Source organism: Streptomyces sp. NPDC021019, assembly GCF_044333295.1.
GTDB lineage: Bacteria > Actinomycetota > Actinomycetes > Streptomycetales > Streptomycetaceae > Streptomyces.
This window is the reverse complement of record NZ_JBIRQR010000001.1, coordinates 329,251-347,894: the sequence shown is the minus strand read 5'-3', so window position 1 is coordinate 347,894 and position 18,644 is coordinate 329,251. Positions and strand designations below refer to the sequence as shown.

The 18,644-nt window shown below is 70.6% G+C and carries 12 protein-coding genes, 1 pseudogene and 2 CRISPR repeat arrays; all 13 genes and pseudogenes read left to right on the top strand.

The features are described from left to right. Positions 1–28: 28 nt before the first annotated feature. The 13 genes and pseudogenes from ACH4RG_RS01545 (at position 29) to ACH4RG_RS01485 (ending at position 18,562) form a co-directional block, all read left to right on the top strand. Positions 29–1,360, top strand: a complete 1,332-nt coding sequence (locus ACH4RG_RS01545; protein WP_398538932.1) for a hypothetical protein — start codon at positions 29–31, stop codon at positions 1,358–1,360. Positions 1,361–1,374: 14 nt separating this feature from the next. After that, positions 1,375–1,820: pseudogene (locus ACH4RG_RS01540) on the top strand (HD domain-containing protein); the annotation flags it as partial. 420 nt (positions 1,821–2,240) lie between these two features. Beyond that, positions 2,241–3,287 (top strand): MarR family transcriptional regulator, encoded by a 1,047-nt coding sequence (locus ACH4RG_RS01535; protein ID WP_397918565.1) that lies wholly within the window; start codon positions 2,241–2,243, stop codon positions 3,285–3,287. A gap of 560 nt (positions 3,288–3,847) precedes the next feature. After that, positions 3,848–5,530: direct repeats of the CRISPR family, unit length 29 nt; unit sequence GTGGTCCCCGCGCACGCGGGGGTGGTCCC. 324 nt (positions 5,531–5,854) lie between these two features. Next, a complete protein-coding gene (gene casA, locus ACH4RG_RS01530; RefSeq protein WP_398538931.1) occupies positions 5,855–10,606 on the top strand; it encodes a type I-E CRISPR-associated protein Cse1/CasA in 4,752 nt (1,583 codons plus the stop codon). After that, positions 10,603–11,418 carry a type I-E CRISPR-associated protein Cse2/CasB gene (gene casB, locus ACH4RG_RS01525; RefSeq protein WP_397930703.1) on the top strand — a complete coding sequence of 272 codons (816 nt, stop codon included), beginning with the start codon at positions 10,603–10,605 and terminating at the stop codon, positions 11,416–11,418. Before casA ends, casB begins: the two co-directional genes overlap by 4 nt. An 88-nt stretch (positions 11,419–11,506) precedes the next feature. After that, complete coding sequence (gene cas7e, locus ACH4RG_RS01520) at positions 11,507–12,769, top strand: type I-E CRISPR-associated protein Cas7/Cse4/CasC (protein WP_398538930.1); 1,263 nt, start codon at positions 11,507–11,509, stop codon at positions 12,767–12,769. Continuing rightward, entirely contained in the window at positions 12,766–13,563 is a 798-nt protein-coding gene (gene cas5e, locus ACH4RG_RS01515; protein WP_398538929.1) for a type I-E CRISPR-associated protein Cas5/CasD, read from the top strand. The genes cas7e and cas5e overlap by 4 nt, the downstream gene beginning before the upstream one ends. Then, positions 13,563–14,297, top strand: coding sequence for a type I-E CRISPR-associated protein Cas6/Cse3/CasE (gene cas6e / locus ACH4RG_RS01510; RefSeq protein WP_398538928.1), 735 nt, complete (start codon positions 13,563–13,565; stop codon positions 14,295–14,297). Before cas5e ends, cas6e begins: the two co-directional genes overlap by 1 nt. Beyond that, positions 14,294–15,253 (top strand): type I-E CRISPR-associated endonuclease Cas1e, encoded by a 960-nt coding sequence (cas1e, locus tag ACH4RG_RS01505; RefSeq protein ID WP_397930712.1) that lies wholly within the window; start codon positions 14,294–14,296, stop codon positions 15,251–15,253. The genes cas6e and cas1e overlap by 4 nt, the downstream gene beginning before the upstream one ends. Further along, entirely contained in the window at positions 15,250–15,615 is a 366-nt protein-coding gene (gene cas2e, locus ACH4RG_RS01500; protein WP_361872951.1) for a type I-E CRISPR-associated endoribonuclease Cas2e, read from the top strand. Before cas1e ends, cas2e begins: the two co-directional genes overlap by 4 nt. 121 nt (positions 15,616–15,736) lie before the next feature. Next, a CRISPR array of direct repeats spans positions 15,737–16,375; the repeat unit is 29 nt; unit sequence GTCGTCCCCGCGCGTGCGGGGTTGGTCCC. A 638-nt stretch (positions 16,376–17,013) separates the two neighbouring features. Further along, positions 17,014–17,178, top strand: coding sequence for a hypothetical protein (locus tag ACH4RG_RS01495; RefSeq protein ID WP_003967683.1), 165 nt, complete (start codon positions 17,014–17,016; stop codon positions 17,176–17,178). Positions 17,179–17,188: 10 nt separating this feature from the next. Further along, positions 17,189–17,482 (top strand): Dabb family protein, encoded by a 294-nt coding sequence (locus ACH4RG_RS01490; protein WP_397918579.1) that lies wholly within the window; start codon positions 17,189–17,191, stop codon positions 17,480–17,482. A gap of 198 nt (positions 17,483–17,680) precedes the next feature. Beyond that, positions 17,681–18,562 carry an RNA polymerase sigma factor SigF gene (locus ACH4RG_RS01485; protein WP_397918581.1) on the top strand — a complete coding sequence of 294 codons (882 nt, stop codon included), beginning with the start codon at positions 17,681–17,683 and terminating at the stop codon, positions 18,560–18,562. Positions 18,563–18,644: the final 82 nt, after the last annotated feature.

Genomic DNA, 18,644 nt, shown 5'->3' with positions numbered 1-18,644 from the left:
CCGTCGCGAGCTGCGTAACTATGGCCGTATGAGCAACCGGGCCGCGGGGGCGGCAACGCTGAAACGCTTACGGCACAGCCGCGGCCTCTCCCTGGCCGGTACCGCACGGGCGCTCTCTGAGACTGCCACGGCCCTGCATCACCCGCGTCTGCCCGCCGTGGCGAGTATCCAGCGAACCGTTGCCCGCTGGGAGTCGGCAGCGCCGACGCTGCCCGACGAGCGGTATCAGCTTCTCCTCGCTCACCTCTACGCCCGCACCCCCGCCGGACAGATGTCCGTAGGCCCCGGGTCCGACCTGGCTGAACTGCTCGGGGCGCTGCTCGATCTCGGCGAGAGCGAGTCCCGAGTCGCCGCCCTGCGCACCGCGCTCATCCGTACGGCGACGGATGCCGGCGGCGTGCTGGCCTTGCTCTCCACGCCTCTACAGGCGAGCCTCTCCGCTGCCCTGACCGACCCCGGCCAGGCGACGGAGGAGACCGTGGCCGGGCTCGGTGCGGTCGTGGCCAACATCAACGCGCAAGTAGGCGCGGTGCCTATGGTCCGTCTGCAACTGCTGCTCACGCCCGTGATCGACGTGTGCCGCCGTCTGCAGGCAGGGGCACTCCCCGACCCGCTGGTTGGCCACGTCCGCGCGGTCAGCGTCGCCGCCTGTTCCCTGGCCGGCCGCCTGGCATTCGAGAACGGGGACGATCAGGCTTCACGCGCCCCGTACGCCACAGCAGCCGCGCAGGCCGAGCAGCTCGGAGAGACGTGGCTACAGGCATCCGTACACATGAGTCATGCGCTCGTAACCCTCTACTCGTCATCCGACCTCTCCGACGCCCAGCGGCTCGTCGACCGAGCGATGCGTGCGGCCCGCACGGGGGACAGCGTCCGGGTACGGGCACGAGCGCATGCACTCCAGGCCGAGGTCGCCGCGCGGGCGGGGCTGGAACGGCAGGCACAGTCGGCGCTCGGGTTGGCTTGGTACGACATCGGGGGCCAGACCAGCGGCGATCCGTCGGGCAGCAGCTTTTCGGCGGGGCACCTACGGGGGTTCGAGGGGGTGTGCGAGCTGTCCGTCGGTGATCCTTCGGTCGCACATGATCGGTTCGCTGTTTCGGCAGCCGCATTGGTCGCTCCTCGGGAGCAGGTGCAACGCGCGATCGTAAGAACCGATCAGGCTCTTGCCCGCATTCGGATGGGTGATCCTCGGTCGGCTGCGGAGCTGCTGCACGAGTGCGTGCTCTCGGCTACGGCGACCGGCGGCCGTGTGCCGACGATTCGACTGCGGAGGGCCAGGACGGAGTTGCGGCCATGGCGACGTGAGGATTTCGTCACCGACCTGGACGATCACCTGATGGACGTGCTGGGGACATGACGTATGGCGGCCACCACTCGTGGCGTACTTCACTGATCGCCACGATCCCCGCGAACCCGAGGGCACGGACTCCGCGCCGCCTGCCTCGCCGTCCGGCACGACACACAGGAGACCCGGACCGGCGACGTGAGCCACTTCGGGAAGAAGTAGGCGCCCGTCGGCGATCCGCAGGAGGTCACTGCCGCCCAGACGGCCCGCATGCCCGAGGTGCTGGCCTCGGGGGTCCGTGATCTGGTTGCGGAGTGCGAGGCGAAGGAGTTGCCGTCGGCGGTCTGCGCTCGGGACGCGGACAGAGCTGAAGTGCATGCTCCAGGGCATCGAGTCCAGGACCAAGGGTTACGAGAACGCCCAACGCTGGATCGACAGCAGCCCAGGCCGCCTCGTCAACGGGACCGCCAATCATCTGGTCGACGGACTGCTGGCGCGGGAGAGCTTGGACTGGCTACGTACCGCCCTGGGCGTAGTCCTCACCCGAGGCCCGGGTTCCGAGCCCTGGGTTTCGGGCTTCGGGATGGTCGGGCCACTCTTCCGGGGGTACGTGAGTGGGGCTTCGGCCCGAAGCTCGGGTGCCGGGACTCGGGCGTCGGGATGCGGGACCCGGGATTCGAGCGCCTTCTTTAACCGATCGGTAGAAGAAGGGGGTTGGGTAAAACCTCCCCTACCTCCCTGCCCTGTAACGGTCAGCAAGTATGACTAATCGTGACAGCTTGCGGCGCAGCGTCACGACTGCTTACGGTGCGAGAACCAAGCGACCCCGACCGGTGTTGCCACACCAGGCCGGGGTCTTACCGCAAGATCGATAACCCAGAAAGCCGATCCCTTGGCTACTCAGCACACTAGCTCCGCCCTGTCCGCTCCCGCACCCTCAGCCGCGTACCCGATGGCCAAGCCCGGGTACGGCAAACGCTCAGCGCCGGACCAACAGAACCGCACGCCCCATGACTTCGCACTTCTGCCGACCCGCGAGCGATACGTCGCCGGGTTCGTCGACCACCTCCCCGAGGGTGCCGCGATGAGCGTGAAGCAGCTGGCCAAGCAGATCCCGCTCTACGGCCAGCAGGCCGTCTCCACCTCATTGACCGCCCTGTCCGTCGCCGGGCATCTGCGGCGCGTACGGTGCCCCGCCGGCGAGGGGGACGAGACCCGTTGGGTCTTCCGCACCTTCTGGTCCCGCACCGCCCGCGACAACGAGTGGTGGAACGCGTACCTCGCCACCGAGCAGGCCGCCCTGGCCGCAGCCCCCGTACCGGAGACGCCTGCCTTCAACGCGGCACCGCCGCCACCGTGGGTCCCGGCCGAGGAGCCGCCGCCTCCGCCCGCGCCGGAGTGCCCCGGTACCGATCAGGCCCCCGGACCCAGCGCAGTACCACACCAGCGCACCCCCGACCAGGCCCCGGACGCCGAGGCCGCGCCGCCCCATCCGACCGCCCCGGGCGCGGTGCCCGCGACGCCCCACGGAGCCCCCGAAGTCGGCCGGTCTCCCGCCTACCTCGCCCTGGCCCGCCTCGGCCGCGACGATCACCGCCTGGCCCTCTCCGCAGACGACTGCGCTGCCCTGGAAGTACAGGCGGCGGAGTGGCTCGCCCGGGGCGTGAGCGTCGACTACCTGACCAGCGCCCTGACCGCAGGGCTCCCCGCCCAGGTCGACAGCCCCCTCGGCTTCGTCCGCCGCCGCCTCAACGACAAGATCCCACCCCGGCTCCCCCACGAGAGCGCCTCGCCCAGCACTCCCGCACCAACGCGCCGCATCCTCATGGAATGCACCGCCTGCGGACGCCCCGGACAGCCGGAAGCTCTCCCCGACGGCCTCTGCCGCCCCTGCCGCACCGCCCACCATCCGGCAGACAGGCTCCCGCCCAATTCTGCCGGGATCGCCGACGTCAAGGCCCACATGGCCAACCTCCGCGACCTGCTCAGACCCGTCTGAGCCCGAGCGCCACAAGCAACTCGCACCCCCGACCGACACAAGCCACGAGCAAAGCGGAGGACAGATCACCGAACCTCCCGAACGGCAGCCATGAACCTCCGCGAGATCCCGAACCCGACGACGGCCGCCCTCCTTCTTGCAGAGACGAGATACCGCACGCGACCGGCAGAGGGCAGAATCACCCCTGCACCTGCCCAACTCCAGGCCAGGACGGTTTGCCACATCGAGGAGATATGCCCGTTTCTCAAGAAGTGGGTAAAAACAGCCCCTCGGGCGCATAAACCCGCAGGTCAAGAACTGTGGTCCCCGCGCACGCGGGGGTGGTCCCGTTCGCCGGCCTCCTGGCGCTGACGCTGCTCCAGGCGGTGCTTTCGTGTGGTCCCCGCGCACGCGGGGGTGGTCCCATCAAGCGGGGAACGGTCGTCATCACGCCGACCGTGGTCCCCGCGCACGCGGGGGTGGTCCCATCAAGCGGGGAACGGTCGTCATCACGCCGACCGTGGTCCCCGCGCACGCGGGGGTGGTCCCTCGACAAGCGGTTCGGCACGGTCCCGCTCCCGGTGGTCCCCGCGCACGCGGGGGTGGTCCCCCGATGAGCCCGTACTCCGGGCTCATCGGGCGGTGGTCCCCGCGCACGCGGGGGTGGTCCCGTGCCGGTGGGCCACTGCTCATCGAGGAGCGCGGACACGGTGGTCCCCGCGCACGCGGGGGTGGTCCCTGCTTGGCCTGGTTCATCTTCGTCGTGAGCTGGTGGTCCCCGCGCACGCGGGGGTGGTCCCCTCCAGTCGGTGTCAGCAACGGGAGGCGCGGCGTGGTCCCCGCGCACGCGGGGGTGGTCCCGGCCCGCAGGTGTGCTCGGCCCCGGCACCCAGGTGGTCCCCGCGCACGCGGGGGTGGTCCCTCGAACTTCGCCCGGTCGATGGTCGTCGACCGGTGGTCCCCGCGCACGCGGGGGTGGTCCCGGTGGTGGGGCGGGCTATGTAGGCGGGCACGAGTGGTCCCCGCGCACGCGGGGGTGGTCCCGCATCCAGGCCATGCGTGATCTCCTCGCCCTCGTGGTCCCCGCGCACGCGGGGGTGGTCCCTCGCGTCACGGGTACAGCAGCCGGGACAGTGGGTGGTCCCCGCGCACGCGGGGGTGGTCCCGAGGCGCTGCCGGATGGGGTGTCGCTTACGGAGTGGTCCCCGCGCACGCGGGGGTGGTCCCGGCCAGGCCGGAGGTCCGGCAGCAGGGGCGGCGTGGTCCCCGCGCACGCGGGGGTGGTCCCAGGATCACCGACCTCCCCTTCGACTTCTCCCAGTGGTCCCCGCGCACGCGGGGGTGGTCCCTTCTCCTCCTGGATCAGCTCACGGATCCGCGTGTGGTCCCCGCGCACGCGGGGGTGGTCCCGATCGCTTCTTCCTCGCTGAAGATGACGCCGGGTGGTCCCCGCGCACGCGGGGGTGGTCCCGCCCGTCCCCGTGATGAAGGTCCCCGCCGCCAGTGGTCCCCGCGCACGCGGGGGTGGTCCCTCCTAACGAGAGACAGGCCCATGACGGACTGCGTGGTCCCCGCGCACGCGGGGGTGGTCCCAGGACGAAGACGCCGGAATGGTATGAGCCCTCGTGGTCCCCGCGCACGCGGGGGTGGTCCCGGCTGCGCCGCGTCGTACTCGGCGGCCAGAGAGTGGTCCCCGCGCACGCGGGGGTGGTCCCGCCGACGTGTTCGGCATCCTGACCGCCGGGAAGTGGTCCCCGCGCACGCGGGGGTGGTCCCCGATCACCCCGGCGGCCCGAGCCGCGCGGACGGTGGTCCCCGCGCACGCGGGGGTGGTCCCGCCTTCTTCGTGTCGCCGAGGAACTGGACGTAGTGGTCCCCGCGCACGCGGGGGTGGTCCAGCCTGACGTCTGGGGTTGGGGCATGGGCCGCGGTGGTCCCCGCGCACGCGGGGGTGGTCCCTTCATGCGCTCACCGTTTTCGGCTTGCAGCGGGTGGTCCCCGCGCACGCGGGGGTGGTCCCGGCGTCCGCGTCGTGGCACCGCGTCGGCGTGGGTGGTCCCCGCGCACGCGGGGGTGGTCCCGCGCACCGGAACGGTCCCGGTAGACGAACATCGTGGTCCCCGCGCACGCGGGGGTGGTCCCTTCGGCAAGCAGGCATGGCGGTACGCGGGCAAGTGGTCCCCGCGCACGCGGGGGTGGTCCCTCTCCGTCGGATTCATCCGGACCGACCTCCCCGTGGTCCCCGCGCACGCGGGGGTGGTCCCGTACTGCCGGTGACCGGCGCGGCCACCGTCGCGTGGTCCCCGCGCAGGCGACACGTGCGAATCAAGCCGTCCTGCCTCAGCGACGGCTGCACCTCGCGCGCAATCGGACCCGTTCCCCCAGGCTCCCGGCACGACCCACACTCCGCGAGTCGACCAACGGAGCCCGGCGACCATGCTCACCGCCGCCTCCAGCCACAGCCACCATCAAGCGCGGCTGGCATCAGCAGAACACTCCCCCACCGCCGCGCTCGATCAGATAAGTGCACTTGCGTTCATTCTCGGTCATCGCAACCGCCGGCGACTTCGACGATGTCCAATACGCCCATGAGCCGCGATCATCCGGAAAGCCTCTCGGCTTTCGCCCGCCTGTCCCCCGCATCCCGCACCGCCTGGGGCAAGCACGACCGGCAGACCGAGCAGTGGCTCCCCCTCTGGCGGCACATGGCGGACAGCGCCGCCGTGGCAGGCAGGCTCTGGGACGAGTGGGTGCCCGACAGCGTCAAGGCGCTCATCGCTGACGCGTTCCCCCAAGGGGCGCGGGACGCCCGGCAAGTGGCCGTCTACCTCGCCTGCGTCCACGACATCGGCAAGGCCACCCCCGCCTTCGCCTGCCAGGTGGAAGGGCTCTCCGACCGGATGCGGGCGGCCGGGCTCGCCATGCCGTATCAGAAGCAGTTCGGGATGGACCGCAGGATGGCTCGGCACGGACTGGCCGGGCAGTTGCTCATCCAGGAGTGGCTGGCGCAGCGGTTCGGGTGGAGTGAGCGGGTCTCCGGGCAGTTCGCCGTGGTCGCGGGCGGGCATCACGGCACACCCCCGGATCACCAGCAGATCCATGATCTCGGGCTTCGGCCCCACCTGTTGCGTACAGGAGGGGCGGGAGGGGCGGAAGGCGAGAGCGAGGTCGTCTGGCGGGATGTCCAGTACGAGCTGATGGATGCCTGCGCCGTGCGGGCGGGCGTGCAGGGGCGGTTCGCCGATTGGCGGTCCGTTCGGTTGCCGCAGCCCGTTCAGGTCGTACTCACCGCGATCGTCATCGTCTCCGACTGGATCGCCAGCTCCTCCGAGCTGTTCCCGTACGACCCCGCCTCCTGGTCCCCCGTGGGACCGGAAGGGGAGGGCCGTCGACTCGCGGCCGCCTGGGCCGGGCTGGACCTGCCCGGCCCCTGGCGAGCCGAACAACCAATCGGTACTGCGGGCGAGTTGTTCCGAGCACGGTTCGATCTTCCGCAGGGCGCCGAGATCAGGCCCGTACAGGACGAGGCGGTGCGCGTGGCCCGGGAGCTGCCTGGCCCCGGCCTCCTGATCATCGAAGCGCCCATGGGTGAGGGCAAGACCGAGGCCGCCTTCGCTGCGGCGGAGATCCTGGCCGCCCGGTCGGGTGCCGGAGGGTGCCTCGTGGCGCTGCCGACCCGCGCCACCGGGGACGCCATGTTCCCCCGCCTGCTGCGCTGGCTGGAGCGGCTGCCCTCGGACGGGCCCCGCTCCGTGGTCCTCGCCCACGCCAAGGCTGCCCTCAACGAGGTCTGGGCCGGGATGACGAAGGCCGACCGGCGGACGATCTCGGCCGTCGACCTGGACAGTCCGGTCGAGAACGTCTCCCCCGCCGGGGCCGCGAGCCGCGTCGATCCCGCCTCCCTCCACGCCCACCAGTGGCTCCGCGGCCGCAAGAAGGCGCTGCTCTCCTCCTTCGCCGTCGGCACCATCGACCAGGTACTTTTCGCCGGGCTCAAGAGCCGGCACCTGGCGCTGCGGCACCTCGCCGTCGCGGGCAAGATCGTCATCATCGACGAAGTGCACGCGTACGACGCGTACATGAACGCCTACCTCGACCGCGTTCTGGAGTGGCTGGCCGCCTACCGGGTGCCCGTCGTGATGCTCTCCGCCACCCTGCCCGCCCGGCGCCGGCGCGAGCTGGCCGCCGCGTACGCCGGGGAGGAGACTCCCGAACTCGCCGAAGCCCTCGATCTGCCCGACGACGCCTATCCGTTGATCACCGCCGTCGCCCCCGGAGACGCCGCCCTGACGGCCCGGCCCGAGCCCGCCTCCGGGCGGCGCACCGACGTGCTCCTGGAGCGGCTGGGCGACGAACTGCCCCTGTTGGTACGGCTGCTGGACGAGGAGCTGCGCGACGGTGGCTGCGCCCTCGTCGTACGCAACACCGTCGACCGGGTCCTCGAAGCCGCCGAGCACCTCCGCGCCCACTTCGGGGCGGAGGCCGTCACCGTGGCGCATTCCCGGTTCATCGCAGCCGACCGGGCACGCAAGGACACCGAGCTGCGTGAACGGTTCGGGCCCGGTGGCGACCGTCCCGCCGGGCCGCACATCGTGGTGGCCAGCCAGGTCGTCGAACAGTCGCTGGACATCGACTTCGACCTGCTGGTCACCGACCTCGCCCCCGTCGACCTGGTGCTCCAGCGCATGGGGCGGCTGCACCGTCATCCGCGGACCCGGCCGCCCCGCCTCGCGCGGGCCCGCTGCCTGATCACCGGGGTGGAGGACTGGAACGCCGACCAGCCCGTGCCCGTACGCGGTTCCCTCGCCGTGTACCAGGGGCCGCACACCTTGCTGCGGGCGCTCGCCGTGCTGGGCCCGCATCTCGACGGCGTACCGCTGGTGCTGCCGGACCACATCAGTCCGTTGGTGCAGGCCGCTTACGACGAACGGCCGGTCGGGCCCGCGCACTGGGGCCCCGCGCTGGCCGAAGCCCGGCGACAGTACCTGACCCGCATGGCCGAGAAGCGGGAGCGGGCCGATGCGTTCCGGCTGGGGCCGGTACGGCGGGCGGGCCGACCCCTGTTCGGCTGGCTCGACGGCAACGCCGGGGACGCGGACGACAGTCGCGACGGGCGCGCCCAGGTGCGGGACAGCGAGGAGAGCCTTGAGGTCCTGGTCGTCCAGCGCCGCGCGGACGGGCGGCTGACCACCGTGGGCTGGCTCGACGGCGCTCGCGGCGGGCTGGATCTGCCGGAGCACGCGCCTCCGCCGTACCGGGCAGCCGAGATCGTCGCCGCGTGCGCGTTGACGTTGCCCCGGGCGCTCTCTCATCCGGGTGTGATCGATCGGACCATCGCGGAGTTGGAGCGCTTCGTCGTACCGGCCTGGCAGGTGAAGGAGTGCCCCTGGTTGGCGGGGGAGTTGCTGCTCGTTCTGGACGAGGACTGTCAGACCCACCTGTCAGGGTTGAAGGTCCACTACAGCGCAGACGACGGACTCCGGGTGGGTCCTGTCGGCGCGCGCAGCGCAAGCAGAGCAAAGGGGCTCCAAGCAGTGGCGTCCTCAGTGCCTTCTTTCGACCTGGTCTCCCGGCCGTGGCTGCCCGTCCAGTACGAGGACGGCGCCACCGGCGAGCTCTCGCTGAGGGACGTCTTCGCGCGGGCGGGCGAGGTGCGTCGGCTGGTGGGTGACCTCCCGACGCAGGAGCTGGCCCTGCTGCGGCTGCTGCTGGCGATTCTGTACGACGCGTTCGACGAGGCGGAAGGCCGGTCGGGCGGCGCGCCGGCGCAGCTGGAGGACTGGGAAGCGCTGAGGCACGCGCCGGACTCCTTCGAGATCGTCACCGGCTATCTCGACCGGCACCGGCACCGCTTCGACCTTCTGCACCCGGAACGCCCGTTCTTCCAGGTGGCCGGGTTGCATACGCAGAAGCACGAAGTCGCCTCGCTGAACCGGATCGTGGCCGACGTGCCCAACGGCGAAGCGTTCTTCTCCATGCGCAGGCCCGGTGTCGATCGGCTCGGTCTCGCCGAGGCTGCCCGCTGGCTCGTCCACACCCATGCGTACGACTCGTCCGGGATCAAGTCCGGTATGGAGGGCGACGCGCGGGTCAAGGGCGGAAAGGTCTACCCGCAGGGCGTCGGCTGGGTAGGTGGCCTCGGCGGTGTCTTCGCGGAGGGCGCATCGCTGCGCGAGACCCTCCTGCTGAATCTGATTCCGACGGACGAGGACATCCTGGCGTCGGAGCCGAAGGCCGATCTCCCCGTATGGCGCCGCGAGACGCCCCCGGGGCCGGGCGTGATGGAAGGCGACCCTTCCGTGCCTCGCCCGGCGGGCCCCCGCGATCTCTACACCTGGCAGTCCCGGCGGCTTCTCCTCCGCACGGAGGGCTCCGACGTCATCGGGGTCGTCCTCGGTTACGGTGACCCGCTCGCCCCGGCCAACCGGCAGAAGGCGGAGCCGATGACGGGCTGGCGCCGCAGCCCCGCACAGGAGAAGAAGCTCGGCCGTCCGCTGATCTACCTGCCGCGTCAGCACGACCCCGACCGGGCGGCGTGGCGTGGCCTGGCGAGCCTGCTGTACGCCCAGCGGGAGGACGGGGACACGACCGGGCGGGGCACGGACCGGAGCCGGCCGCCCGGGATCGTGAGATGGCTGGCCCTGCTCAGTACCGAGGGCGTGCTGCCGAAAGGGTCGTTGATCCGTACGCGGCTGGTCGGCGCGGTCTACGGAACGCAGCAGTCCGTGGTGGACGAAGTGGTGGACGACTCCATCGCCCTGCCGGTCGTTCTGCTCCACCAGGACCGCCGCCTGCACGGGGCGGTCGCGGTCGACGCGGTCGCCGAAGCCGAGCGGGCCGTGTCCGCTCTGGGGCACCTGGCCGGGAATCTGGCGCGTGCGTCCGGTTCGGAGGCCGGGCCGGCCACCACCACCGCCCGGGACCAGGGTTTCGGGGCGCTGGACGGACCGTACCGGCGCTGGCTGGGGGATCTCGCGGAGGACACGGATCTGGAGCGGGCTCGTGCCGCATGGCGGGCCACCGTACGGCTCATCGTGCTCGGCCTCGGCCGTGAGCTTCTCGACTCGGCGGGCCGGGGGGCGGCCGAGGGGCGGGTGATCGAGCTGCCGGGCGTGGGCAAGCGCTGGATCGACAGTTCTCGGGCGGACCTGTGGTTCCGGACCCGGATCAACAAGGTGCTGCCCAAGCCGCTGCCGGAAGCGCCCGCTCCGACCACCGCCAACCGCCCCGACCGCGCCGACCGCGCCAGCCGCCTCGACCACGCCGAGCGCGCCGACCGCGCCAGCCGCCTCGACCACGCTGACCGCGCCGACGAAGCTTCTTCGGAGGAAACCGCATGACCATCGCCGCTACGACGCCCGGCGCGGACGCCTCGCCGCCACCCCGGGAGAGCGCACCGCCCGCCGAACGGCTGCCCGACCATCGGCTGGTCGCCCAGGCGACGGGGAAGTACATCGCACGGATCCAGCCTCAGTATCTGTCCAACACCTCGTCCGCCGTGGCGGAGCTCGCCCGGCTGCGGCGGGGCGCGGGAAAGCGGGTTCACCAGGTCCAGGACCTGTGGGGCATCGGGGGGACGGAGGAGCTGGCTCGGCTGCTCGATGGCCGGAAGGACTTCATCCGCCCCGCATTCGCCGAGGAGGCCGTCTTCCTCGCCTCCACCCTGTGGGCCCTCCACCAGCAGTCGGCCCGCGACACAGGCATGCACGACCGGAGGCAGAACCTGGGCGGGGCCGTCCGCACTCTGATCCGGCTGAAGGGGGCCTCGGGCGAGGACGAGGAGGACTCCCCGCTGCGCAAGCGCCTGGTGCGGGTCGGAACGGCCGAATCCCTCGACTCGGTCGCCGTACGGCTGAGAGAGATCGTGATGCTCCTGCGCGGCGCGCGGGAACCCCTCGACTACGCGCGCCTGGCCGGGCAGCTCTACCGCTGGCAGCACCGCCCCGACCGGGCCGGGGTGCAGCGGGAATGGGGCCGCGAGTTCCATCTCGCCGCAGCCTCGACCGCGAGGAAGGGCAAGTCGGCCTCGGACGGGAACACCAGCGGCACCGGCAATACCGGCGACACCGGCGACACCGGCAATGCGGGCGACGCGGTCGACCGGGCGTTGAGCCCGGATGAGGAATACGGCGGCTGTGCGGCAGGGGAGTAGAGCTCCGCGCTCCGCCCACGGCCCCCGGTCTGTCCGCCCTCGTAGAACATCTCTCGCGCACGACGACGATCAAAGGAATTGAGCACGCGTGGCCCTGAACCGGACGATTCTCGACATTCACATTCTCCAGACCGTTCCGCCGAGCAACCTGAATCGCGACGACACAGGGACGCCGAAATCGGCGACGTACGGGGGCGTGCGGCGCTCCCGCGTGTCCAGCCAGGCGTGGAAGCGGGCGACCCGTACGGCGTTCGCGGAGTTGCTCGACCCATCCGAACTCGGCATCCGCACCAAGAAGGTCGTGGAGGTCCTCGCCGACCGGGTCCTGGATCTGGACCCGTCGCTGTCGCGTGCCGCCGCTCAGAGCCTGGCGGCGGAGACCATCACCACGGCGACCGGCTCGAAAGTCGTCCCCGCCCGCAAGGGCAAGCAGGACGTGGAGGATCCCGCCGCGGAATCCGCCTACCTGATGTTCCTGAGCGGCCGGCAGTACGACGCCCTCGCCGCGATGACGCTCGAAGGCGGGAAGGGCGGCGACGTCAAGGCGCTGAAGGACTTCTTCAAGGACAAGGAGAACAAGTCGCGGGTCAAACAGCTCGTTCTCACCGAACACTCCGTGGACATCGCCCTGTTCGGACGCATGGTCGCGGACTCGACCGATCTGAATGTGGACGCGGCGGCCCAGGTCGCCCATGCGCTGAGCGTGCACACGGTGGAGGTCGAATCGGACTACTACACAGCGGTCGACGACAAGAACACGAACGCTGAAACCGGCGCCGGAATGATCGGCACCGTCGACTTCAACTCCGCCACCCTTTACCGCTATGCCGCACTCGATGTGAACCGCCTCCAGGAGAATCTGGGCGCCGGGCACGACGATGCCCGGCCTGTGGAGCCGACGCGGCGGGCTGTCACGGCGTTCCTCGAAGGTTTCATCACGTCCCTCCCCACCGGAAAGATCAACTCCTTCGGCAACCAGACCCTGCCCGCCGCGGTGATCGTGAAGCTCCGCTCCCGGCGGCCGGTCAGTTACGTGGCCGCGTTCGAGGAGCCGGTGGCCATGGGCAGCGAAGGCGGCTTCCTCACGGGGAGCTGCGAGAAGCTGGCCGCGTTCGTGCCGGACCTGGAGACGAGCTTCGGCCTCTCCGACGGCCCGGAGGGCTGGGTCGTCCGGGTGGGCAAGGAGACGCAGGCTCTGGAGGCGCTGGGCCAGTCCGTGAGCCTGCCCGAGCTGCTGGCCGCCGTGGGGGACGCCGTCGTCGCCCGGGTAGCGCCGGAGGGCACGGGGCATGCCACCGGCGTCCCGGTCGCGAGGGGCGCCTCGGGCCTCGTGCCGGAGCCCGGGGCATGACCGTGCTGCTGTTGCGGCTCGCGGGCCCCCTCCAGTCCTGGGGATCGGCTGCCCGCTTCACCCGCCGCACCACGGAGAACGCGCCGACCAAGAGTGGCGTCATCGGCCTTCTCGCCGCAGCCCAGGGCCGCCGACGGGACGCCGATCTCACCGACCTCGCGGCGCTGGGATTCGGTGTCCGCATCGACCAACCGGGCACCCGGCTGCGCGACTTCCAGACGGCACACCACAGCGACACGCTCAAGGCGATGCCGCTGTCGGAGCGCTTCTACCTCGCCGACGCGGTGTTCGTGGCCGGGGTGAGCGGTGAGGCCGCACTCGTACAGCGGCTGTACGAGGCGCTGCTGGAGCCGGTTTTCCTGCCCTATCTGGGCCGTCGTTCCTGCCCGCCATCGCAGCCGGTGACGATCGCGGAGCCGCTGGACGGAGAGCTGGAGCAGATTCTCAGGGAAGCGCCGTGGGAGGCGTCCGGCTGGTACCGGACCCACCGTGACACCTCGTACCGTCGCCGAGGCCAGTCACCGCCCACCGAGGTGCGCCTGGACCTCCTGCTGGACAGCCCGCCCGGCCCCGGCCGGTTGCCGGACATCACCCTGCGGGATCTCCCGGTGAGCTTTGACCCGCGCCACCGCCAGTACAAGCTGCGGGGCGTGCGGACGACCGAGACCAGCGTGCCCACGACGGCCGGGGCCCGGTCGGCACGGCCGCCGCATGAACCCACAGCCCTGCTCATGCCCGTCACGCCCGTCATGCCCGTCACGCCCGCCACGCCCGCCGCAACGAGGACCGACTGATGTACCTCACCCGATTCCGTGTGAACACCGGCCGGTCAGAGGGCCGCCGCCTGCTCGGCTCACCGCACCGCGTGCACGGCGCGGTGAACGCCTCCTTTCCCACTCCGCCCTCCCGCGACGGATCCGGGCCCCGGGTGCTGTGGCGGGTGGACCGCAACGGGACCTCCGAGACACTGCTCTACGTCGTCAGCCCCAGCCGCCCCGACCTGACCCACCTGGTCGAGCAGGCGGGCTGGCCCGCCTCGGACGAACCCGGATGGACGACGTTCGCGTACGCCGACTTCCTCACCGCACTCCACCCGAACGACACGTGGGGATTCAGGCTCACCGCGAACCCCGTGCACAACGTGCGCCACGCGTACGTGAAGGAGGGGGAGCGGACTAAGCGGGCCGCGCACCAGACCCCCCGACAGCAGATGGACTGGCTGTTGAAGCGGCAGGAGAAGGCCGGCTTCGAGGTCGTTCGCAAGCCGGCGGAACAACGTCTGCTGCCCGAGGGCGACGAGTACGAACTGATCGTCCGCGACCGGATCCCGCTGCAATTCCGACGCATGGCGGAGCCGACGCGCGGGAACAGCGACGTACAGATCACCAAGGTCACCTTCGACGGGCGTCTGCGCGTCACGGATCCGGAACTTCTCCGCCGCACGCTCACCCACGGCCTGGGCAAGGCCAAGGCGTACGGCTGCGGCTTGATGACGCTGGCCTCGGTACGGGGGCGGGGGGAAGGGTGAGCACGGTCGGCCGTAGGGGGGCCTCCACGCCGCGCGAGCTCACCCGGGTCGGCGACCGGCTCTCGTTCGTCTACCTGGAACGGTGCACAGTGCACCGGGACTCCAACGCGATCACCGCCGAAGACGCGGACGGCGTCACGCACATCCCGTCCGCCACCATCGGCACGCTCCTGCTCGGTCCGGGCACCCGCGTCACCCACCAGGCGATGGCGCTCCTCGGCGACAGCGGTGCCGGCGTGGCGTGGGTCGGCGAGCACGGAGTCCGGTACTACGCGGGTGGCCGGGCACTCACCCGTTCCTCGGGGCTGATCGAGGCACAGGCCACGGCCTGGGCGAACCGGCGCACCCGACTGGACGTGGCGCGCGCCATGTACCGGCTGCGGTTTCCGGGCGAGGACACCACAGGCCTCACCCGTAAGGAACTCCTCGGCAAGGAGGGCACGCGGCTGCGGGAGTGCTACAGACGGGAGTCCCAACGTACGGGCGTCCCCTGGCGCAAGCGTGAGTACCACCGTGACGATTTCTCGGCGGGGGATGCCCCCAACCAGGCCGTAACGGCCGCCGCGCAGTGCATGTACGGCGTATCCCACTCCGTCGTCGCGGCGCTGGGCTGCTCGCCGGGGCTGGGGTTCGTCCACTCCGGCCACGAACGCTCGTTCGTCATGGACGTCGCGGACTTCTACAAGACGGACATCGCCATTCCCGCCGCCTTCGACGCGGCAGTCGAGGGGGTGGACGACATCGCGGCCCGGACCCGCCGCATGCTCCGGGACCGCATCAACCGCATGGGCCTGCTCGACCGTTGTGTCCGGGACATCAAGGATCTGCTCGGCTACGACGGCACCCGCGACACGGCCGAGGCGGACAGCGCGTCATCGAACCGGGTCACTCTCCAGTCCGACGGAGACGTCATGGTCGAGGCTGGGCGCAACCACGGAGACGAGATCATCTGGTGACCGTCATCGTCCTCACCAACTGCCCGGTCGGCCTCAGGGGCTTCCTCACCCGCTGGCTGCTGGAAATCTCCCCGGGCGTCTTCCTCGGCGCTCCGTCCACCCGCATCCGCGACCTCCTGTGGGCCGAAGTCCGCGAGTACGCCGGCCAGGGCCGGGCCCTGCTCGCCTACCAGACGGACAACGAGCAGGGCTACGCCTTCGAGACCCACGACCACACCTGGCACCCGACCGACCACGAGGGCCTCACTCTGATCCACCGCCCGAGCAGCCATGCCCCGCGGGCGGGGAGCGCGGCAGCCGATGTACCCCGACAGGGCTGGAGCAAGGCGTCGAAGCGACGGCGGTTCGGGGGCGGGAGGTAGGTGTGGCGTCTAGGGCAGGGGCAGGGACAGGTCGGCGTACACCGCAGGCCAGAAAGATTACTTATGCCCGAATCAAGGGTAAAAACAGGCTCCCGCCATATAAGACACCAGTTCAGTGACTGTCGTCCCCGCGCGTGCGGGGTTGGCCCCGCGCGGCTGCGCGTCATGGCCCGGCTCACGGAGTCGTCCCCGCGCGTGCGGGGTTGGTCCCAACCCCGGCGGGTGCCGTCATCGTGGTGCGTAGTCGTCCCCGCGCGTGCGGGGTTGATCCCCAGAGGGTCTGGCCGGTACGGCGGCGGTGCGCGTCGTCCCCGCGCGTGCGGGGTTGGTCCCGCGCCGCCCAGAACCTTGAGATCCGTGGTGTAGTCGTCCCCGCGCGTGCGGGGTTGGTCCCATCAACGGGCTGCTCGCCCCGGCACCGCACACGTTGTCCCCGCGCGTGCGGGGTTGGTCCCGGGTAACGGAGTGAGCTAGGACGCTCGTATATGTCGTCCCTGCGCGTGCGGGGTTGGTCCAGGCCTGGTCTTCAAGCTGCTCACCGCCCTGAAGTCGTCCCCGCGCTAGCGGGGTTGGTCCCAACGCGGGCGGCCGGTACTCGCCGCGCAACCCGTCGTTCCCGTGCGTGCGGGGTCGGCCCCCCGGTGAGCCTTTCGATCGCCTGGAATCTCCGGTCGTCCCCGCACGTGCGGGGTTGGTTCCATGCTCGCGTACAGCGACTCGGCGCTGATCGTGTCGTCGCCGCGCATGCGGAGCTGTTGCCCCCGCAGGCGATCCGCAGGAAGAGCACCACGCGGTCGTCCCTGCCCGTGCGGGCTGCCCCGGACCGACGGCTCCCGGTGGAAACCTAGGGTGGCCGCAAGGCGGCAGAAACCCCCCGCGTCAGCCGTTCGGCTTCGCCCACCGGTTTTCCCCAGTCACCGCACCCATGGGCTTCCGGGGCTTCCGGGGCTTCCGGGGCTTCCGGCCCTCCCTGTTGTCTGCTGTCAGCCTTCTGCAAGCGGCGAGAACAGCGGAGCGCCCGGTCGCCGTACATAAGGATGTACGGCGACCGGGCGCTCCGGTTCACGGTTCAGGTCGGGGGAAGCGGCATCGGGGGGACAAGCCGCTTCCCCCGGTGAGAACAGGGCCTGCTGGTCCTCCGCCGCGGTCAGGGGGGAATCGCGCGGCGGTGACCCCACAGAGAGGCCCTGTTCCGGCCCTCCGGGTCCTGCCTGGTCCCGTTGGGCTCGGTATCCATCCTGCCGGGCGGCAGGAGCCGTGTGGTCGGGCGAAAGGCCTCGATGGTGGGGACGTAGGTCCTTAAAAGACGCATCAGTGATCGAAAACGGCCACCGGATACGGCCATCCGTGCGGATACAATCGCCCGATCGCACATGGGGTCGACGGGGAGGCAGGATTGTGGCCAAGGCAAAGACGATCATCATCTACATAGTGGTGGTCTTCGTGCTGTACACGATCATCATGTCTCCACAGCGGGCCGCCGAGCTGGTCCAGGTAGGGTTCGAAGGCATTTCCACCGCCGCGCAGAGCGTCGGTGACTTCATGTCAGAGCTGGTGAAGTAGGAGTAGTGCGATGATCCGCCACCTGGTCCTTTTCAAGCTGAACGACGGCGTCGAGCGGGACGACCCGCGGGTCGTCGCCGGGGACCAGGCATTCCGGGAGCTGGAGGGGCAGGTTCCGGAGCTGGAGTTCTGGGAGTGCGCCTGGAACATCACCGACCGGCCGATCGCGTACGACTACGCCATCAACTCCGCCGTGGCCGACGAGGACGCGCTCAAGCGGTACATCGAGCACCCGGCCCACCAGGCCGCCGCCGGACAGTGGCGGGAATTCGCCACTTGGGTGATCGCCGACTACCCCTTCTGACGCTTTCCCGGCACCCGTTCGGTCCGGTTCCCGCAACCCCTCGCCTGCCGGGCGGGGGGTTTCTCTGCTCTGTTTAAACCTCTATGACCTCAACACGGCACTATGAGGTGCTTGCACACAGTGGACATGTCTTGTGATGCTATGACCGCTTTTGACGGATGAGTTGACCGTAGTTGACCGCGAAGGGGTGGCGTCACCGTGCCGGCCAGTACAGCGCCTCAAGTGCCTCCCCAGACAGGCCAGACCGTCCAGACCGTCCGGCCCGAGGACAACATCCAGACCGAGACCCCGGACCCTTCCATCAGGCCCGCCAGGACCCGCGGCGCCGACACCAGGGCGCTCACCCAGGTCCTCTTCGGCCAGCTCAAGAACCTGGAGCCGGGCACTCCGGAGCACGGGCGGATCCGGGCCGCCCTCATCGAGGCGAACCTCCCCCTCGTGCGGTACGCCGCGGCGCGGTTCCGCAGCCGCAACGAACCGATGGAGGACGTCGTCCAGGTCGGCACCATCGGTCTGATCAACGCCATCGACCGGTTCGACCCGGACCGCGGGGTCCAGTTCCCCACGTTCGCGATGCCCACCGTCGTCGGCGAGATCAAGCGGTACTTCCGCGACAACGTGCGCACCGTCCACGTCCCCCGCCGGCTGCACGAGCTGTGGGTCCAGGTCACCGGCGCCACCGAGGACCTGACGACCGCCCACGGGCGGTCCCCGACCACCGCCGAGATCGCCGAGCGACTGAAGATCTCCGAGGACGAGGTGCTGGCCTGCATCGAGGCCGGGCGCTCGTACCACGCGACCTCGCTGGAAGCCGCACAGGAGGGCGACGGACTGCCGGGGATCCTCGACCGCCTCGGTTACGAGGACCCCGCCCTCGCGGGTGTCGAGCACCGCGATCTCGTCCGGCACCTCCTCGTCCAGCTCCCCGAGCGCGAGCAGCGCATCCTCCTTCTGCGCTACTACAGCAACTTGACCCAGTCTCAGATCAGCGCGGAACTGGGCGTCTCCCAGATGCATGTGTCAAGGCTCCTCGCCAGAAGTTTCGCCCGACTGAGATCCGCAAACAGGATCGAGGCGTAACCGGAACGGGTAGACCGTCTACAGAGCAGTTCTGACGGCATAAAAGGGCTACACCCCCTGTTTCCAGGGCGGATTCGGCGCT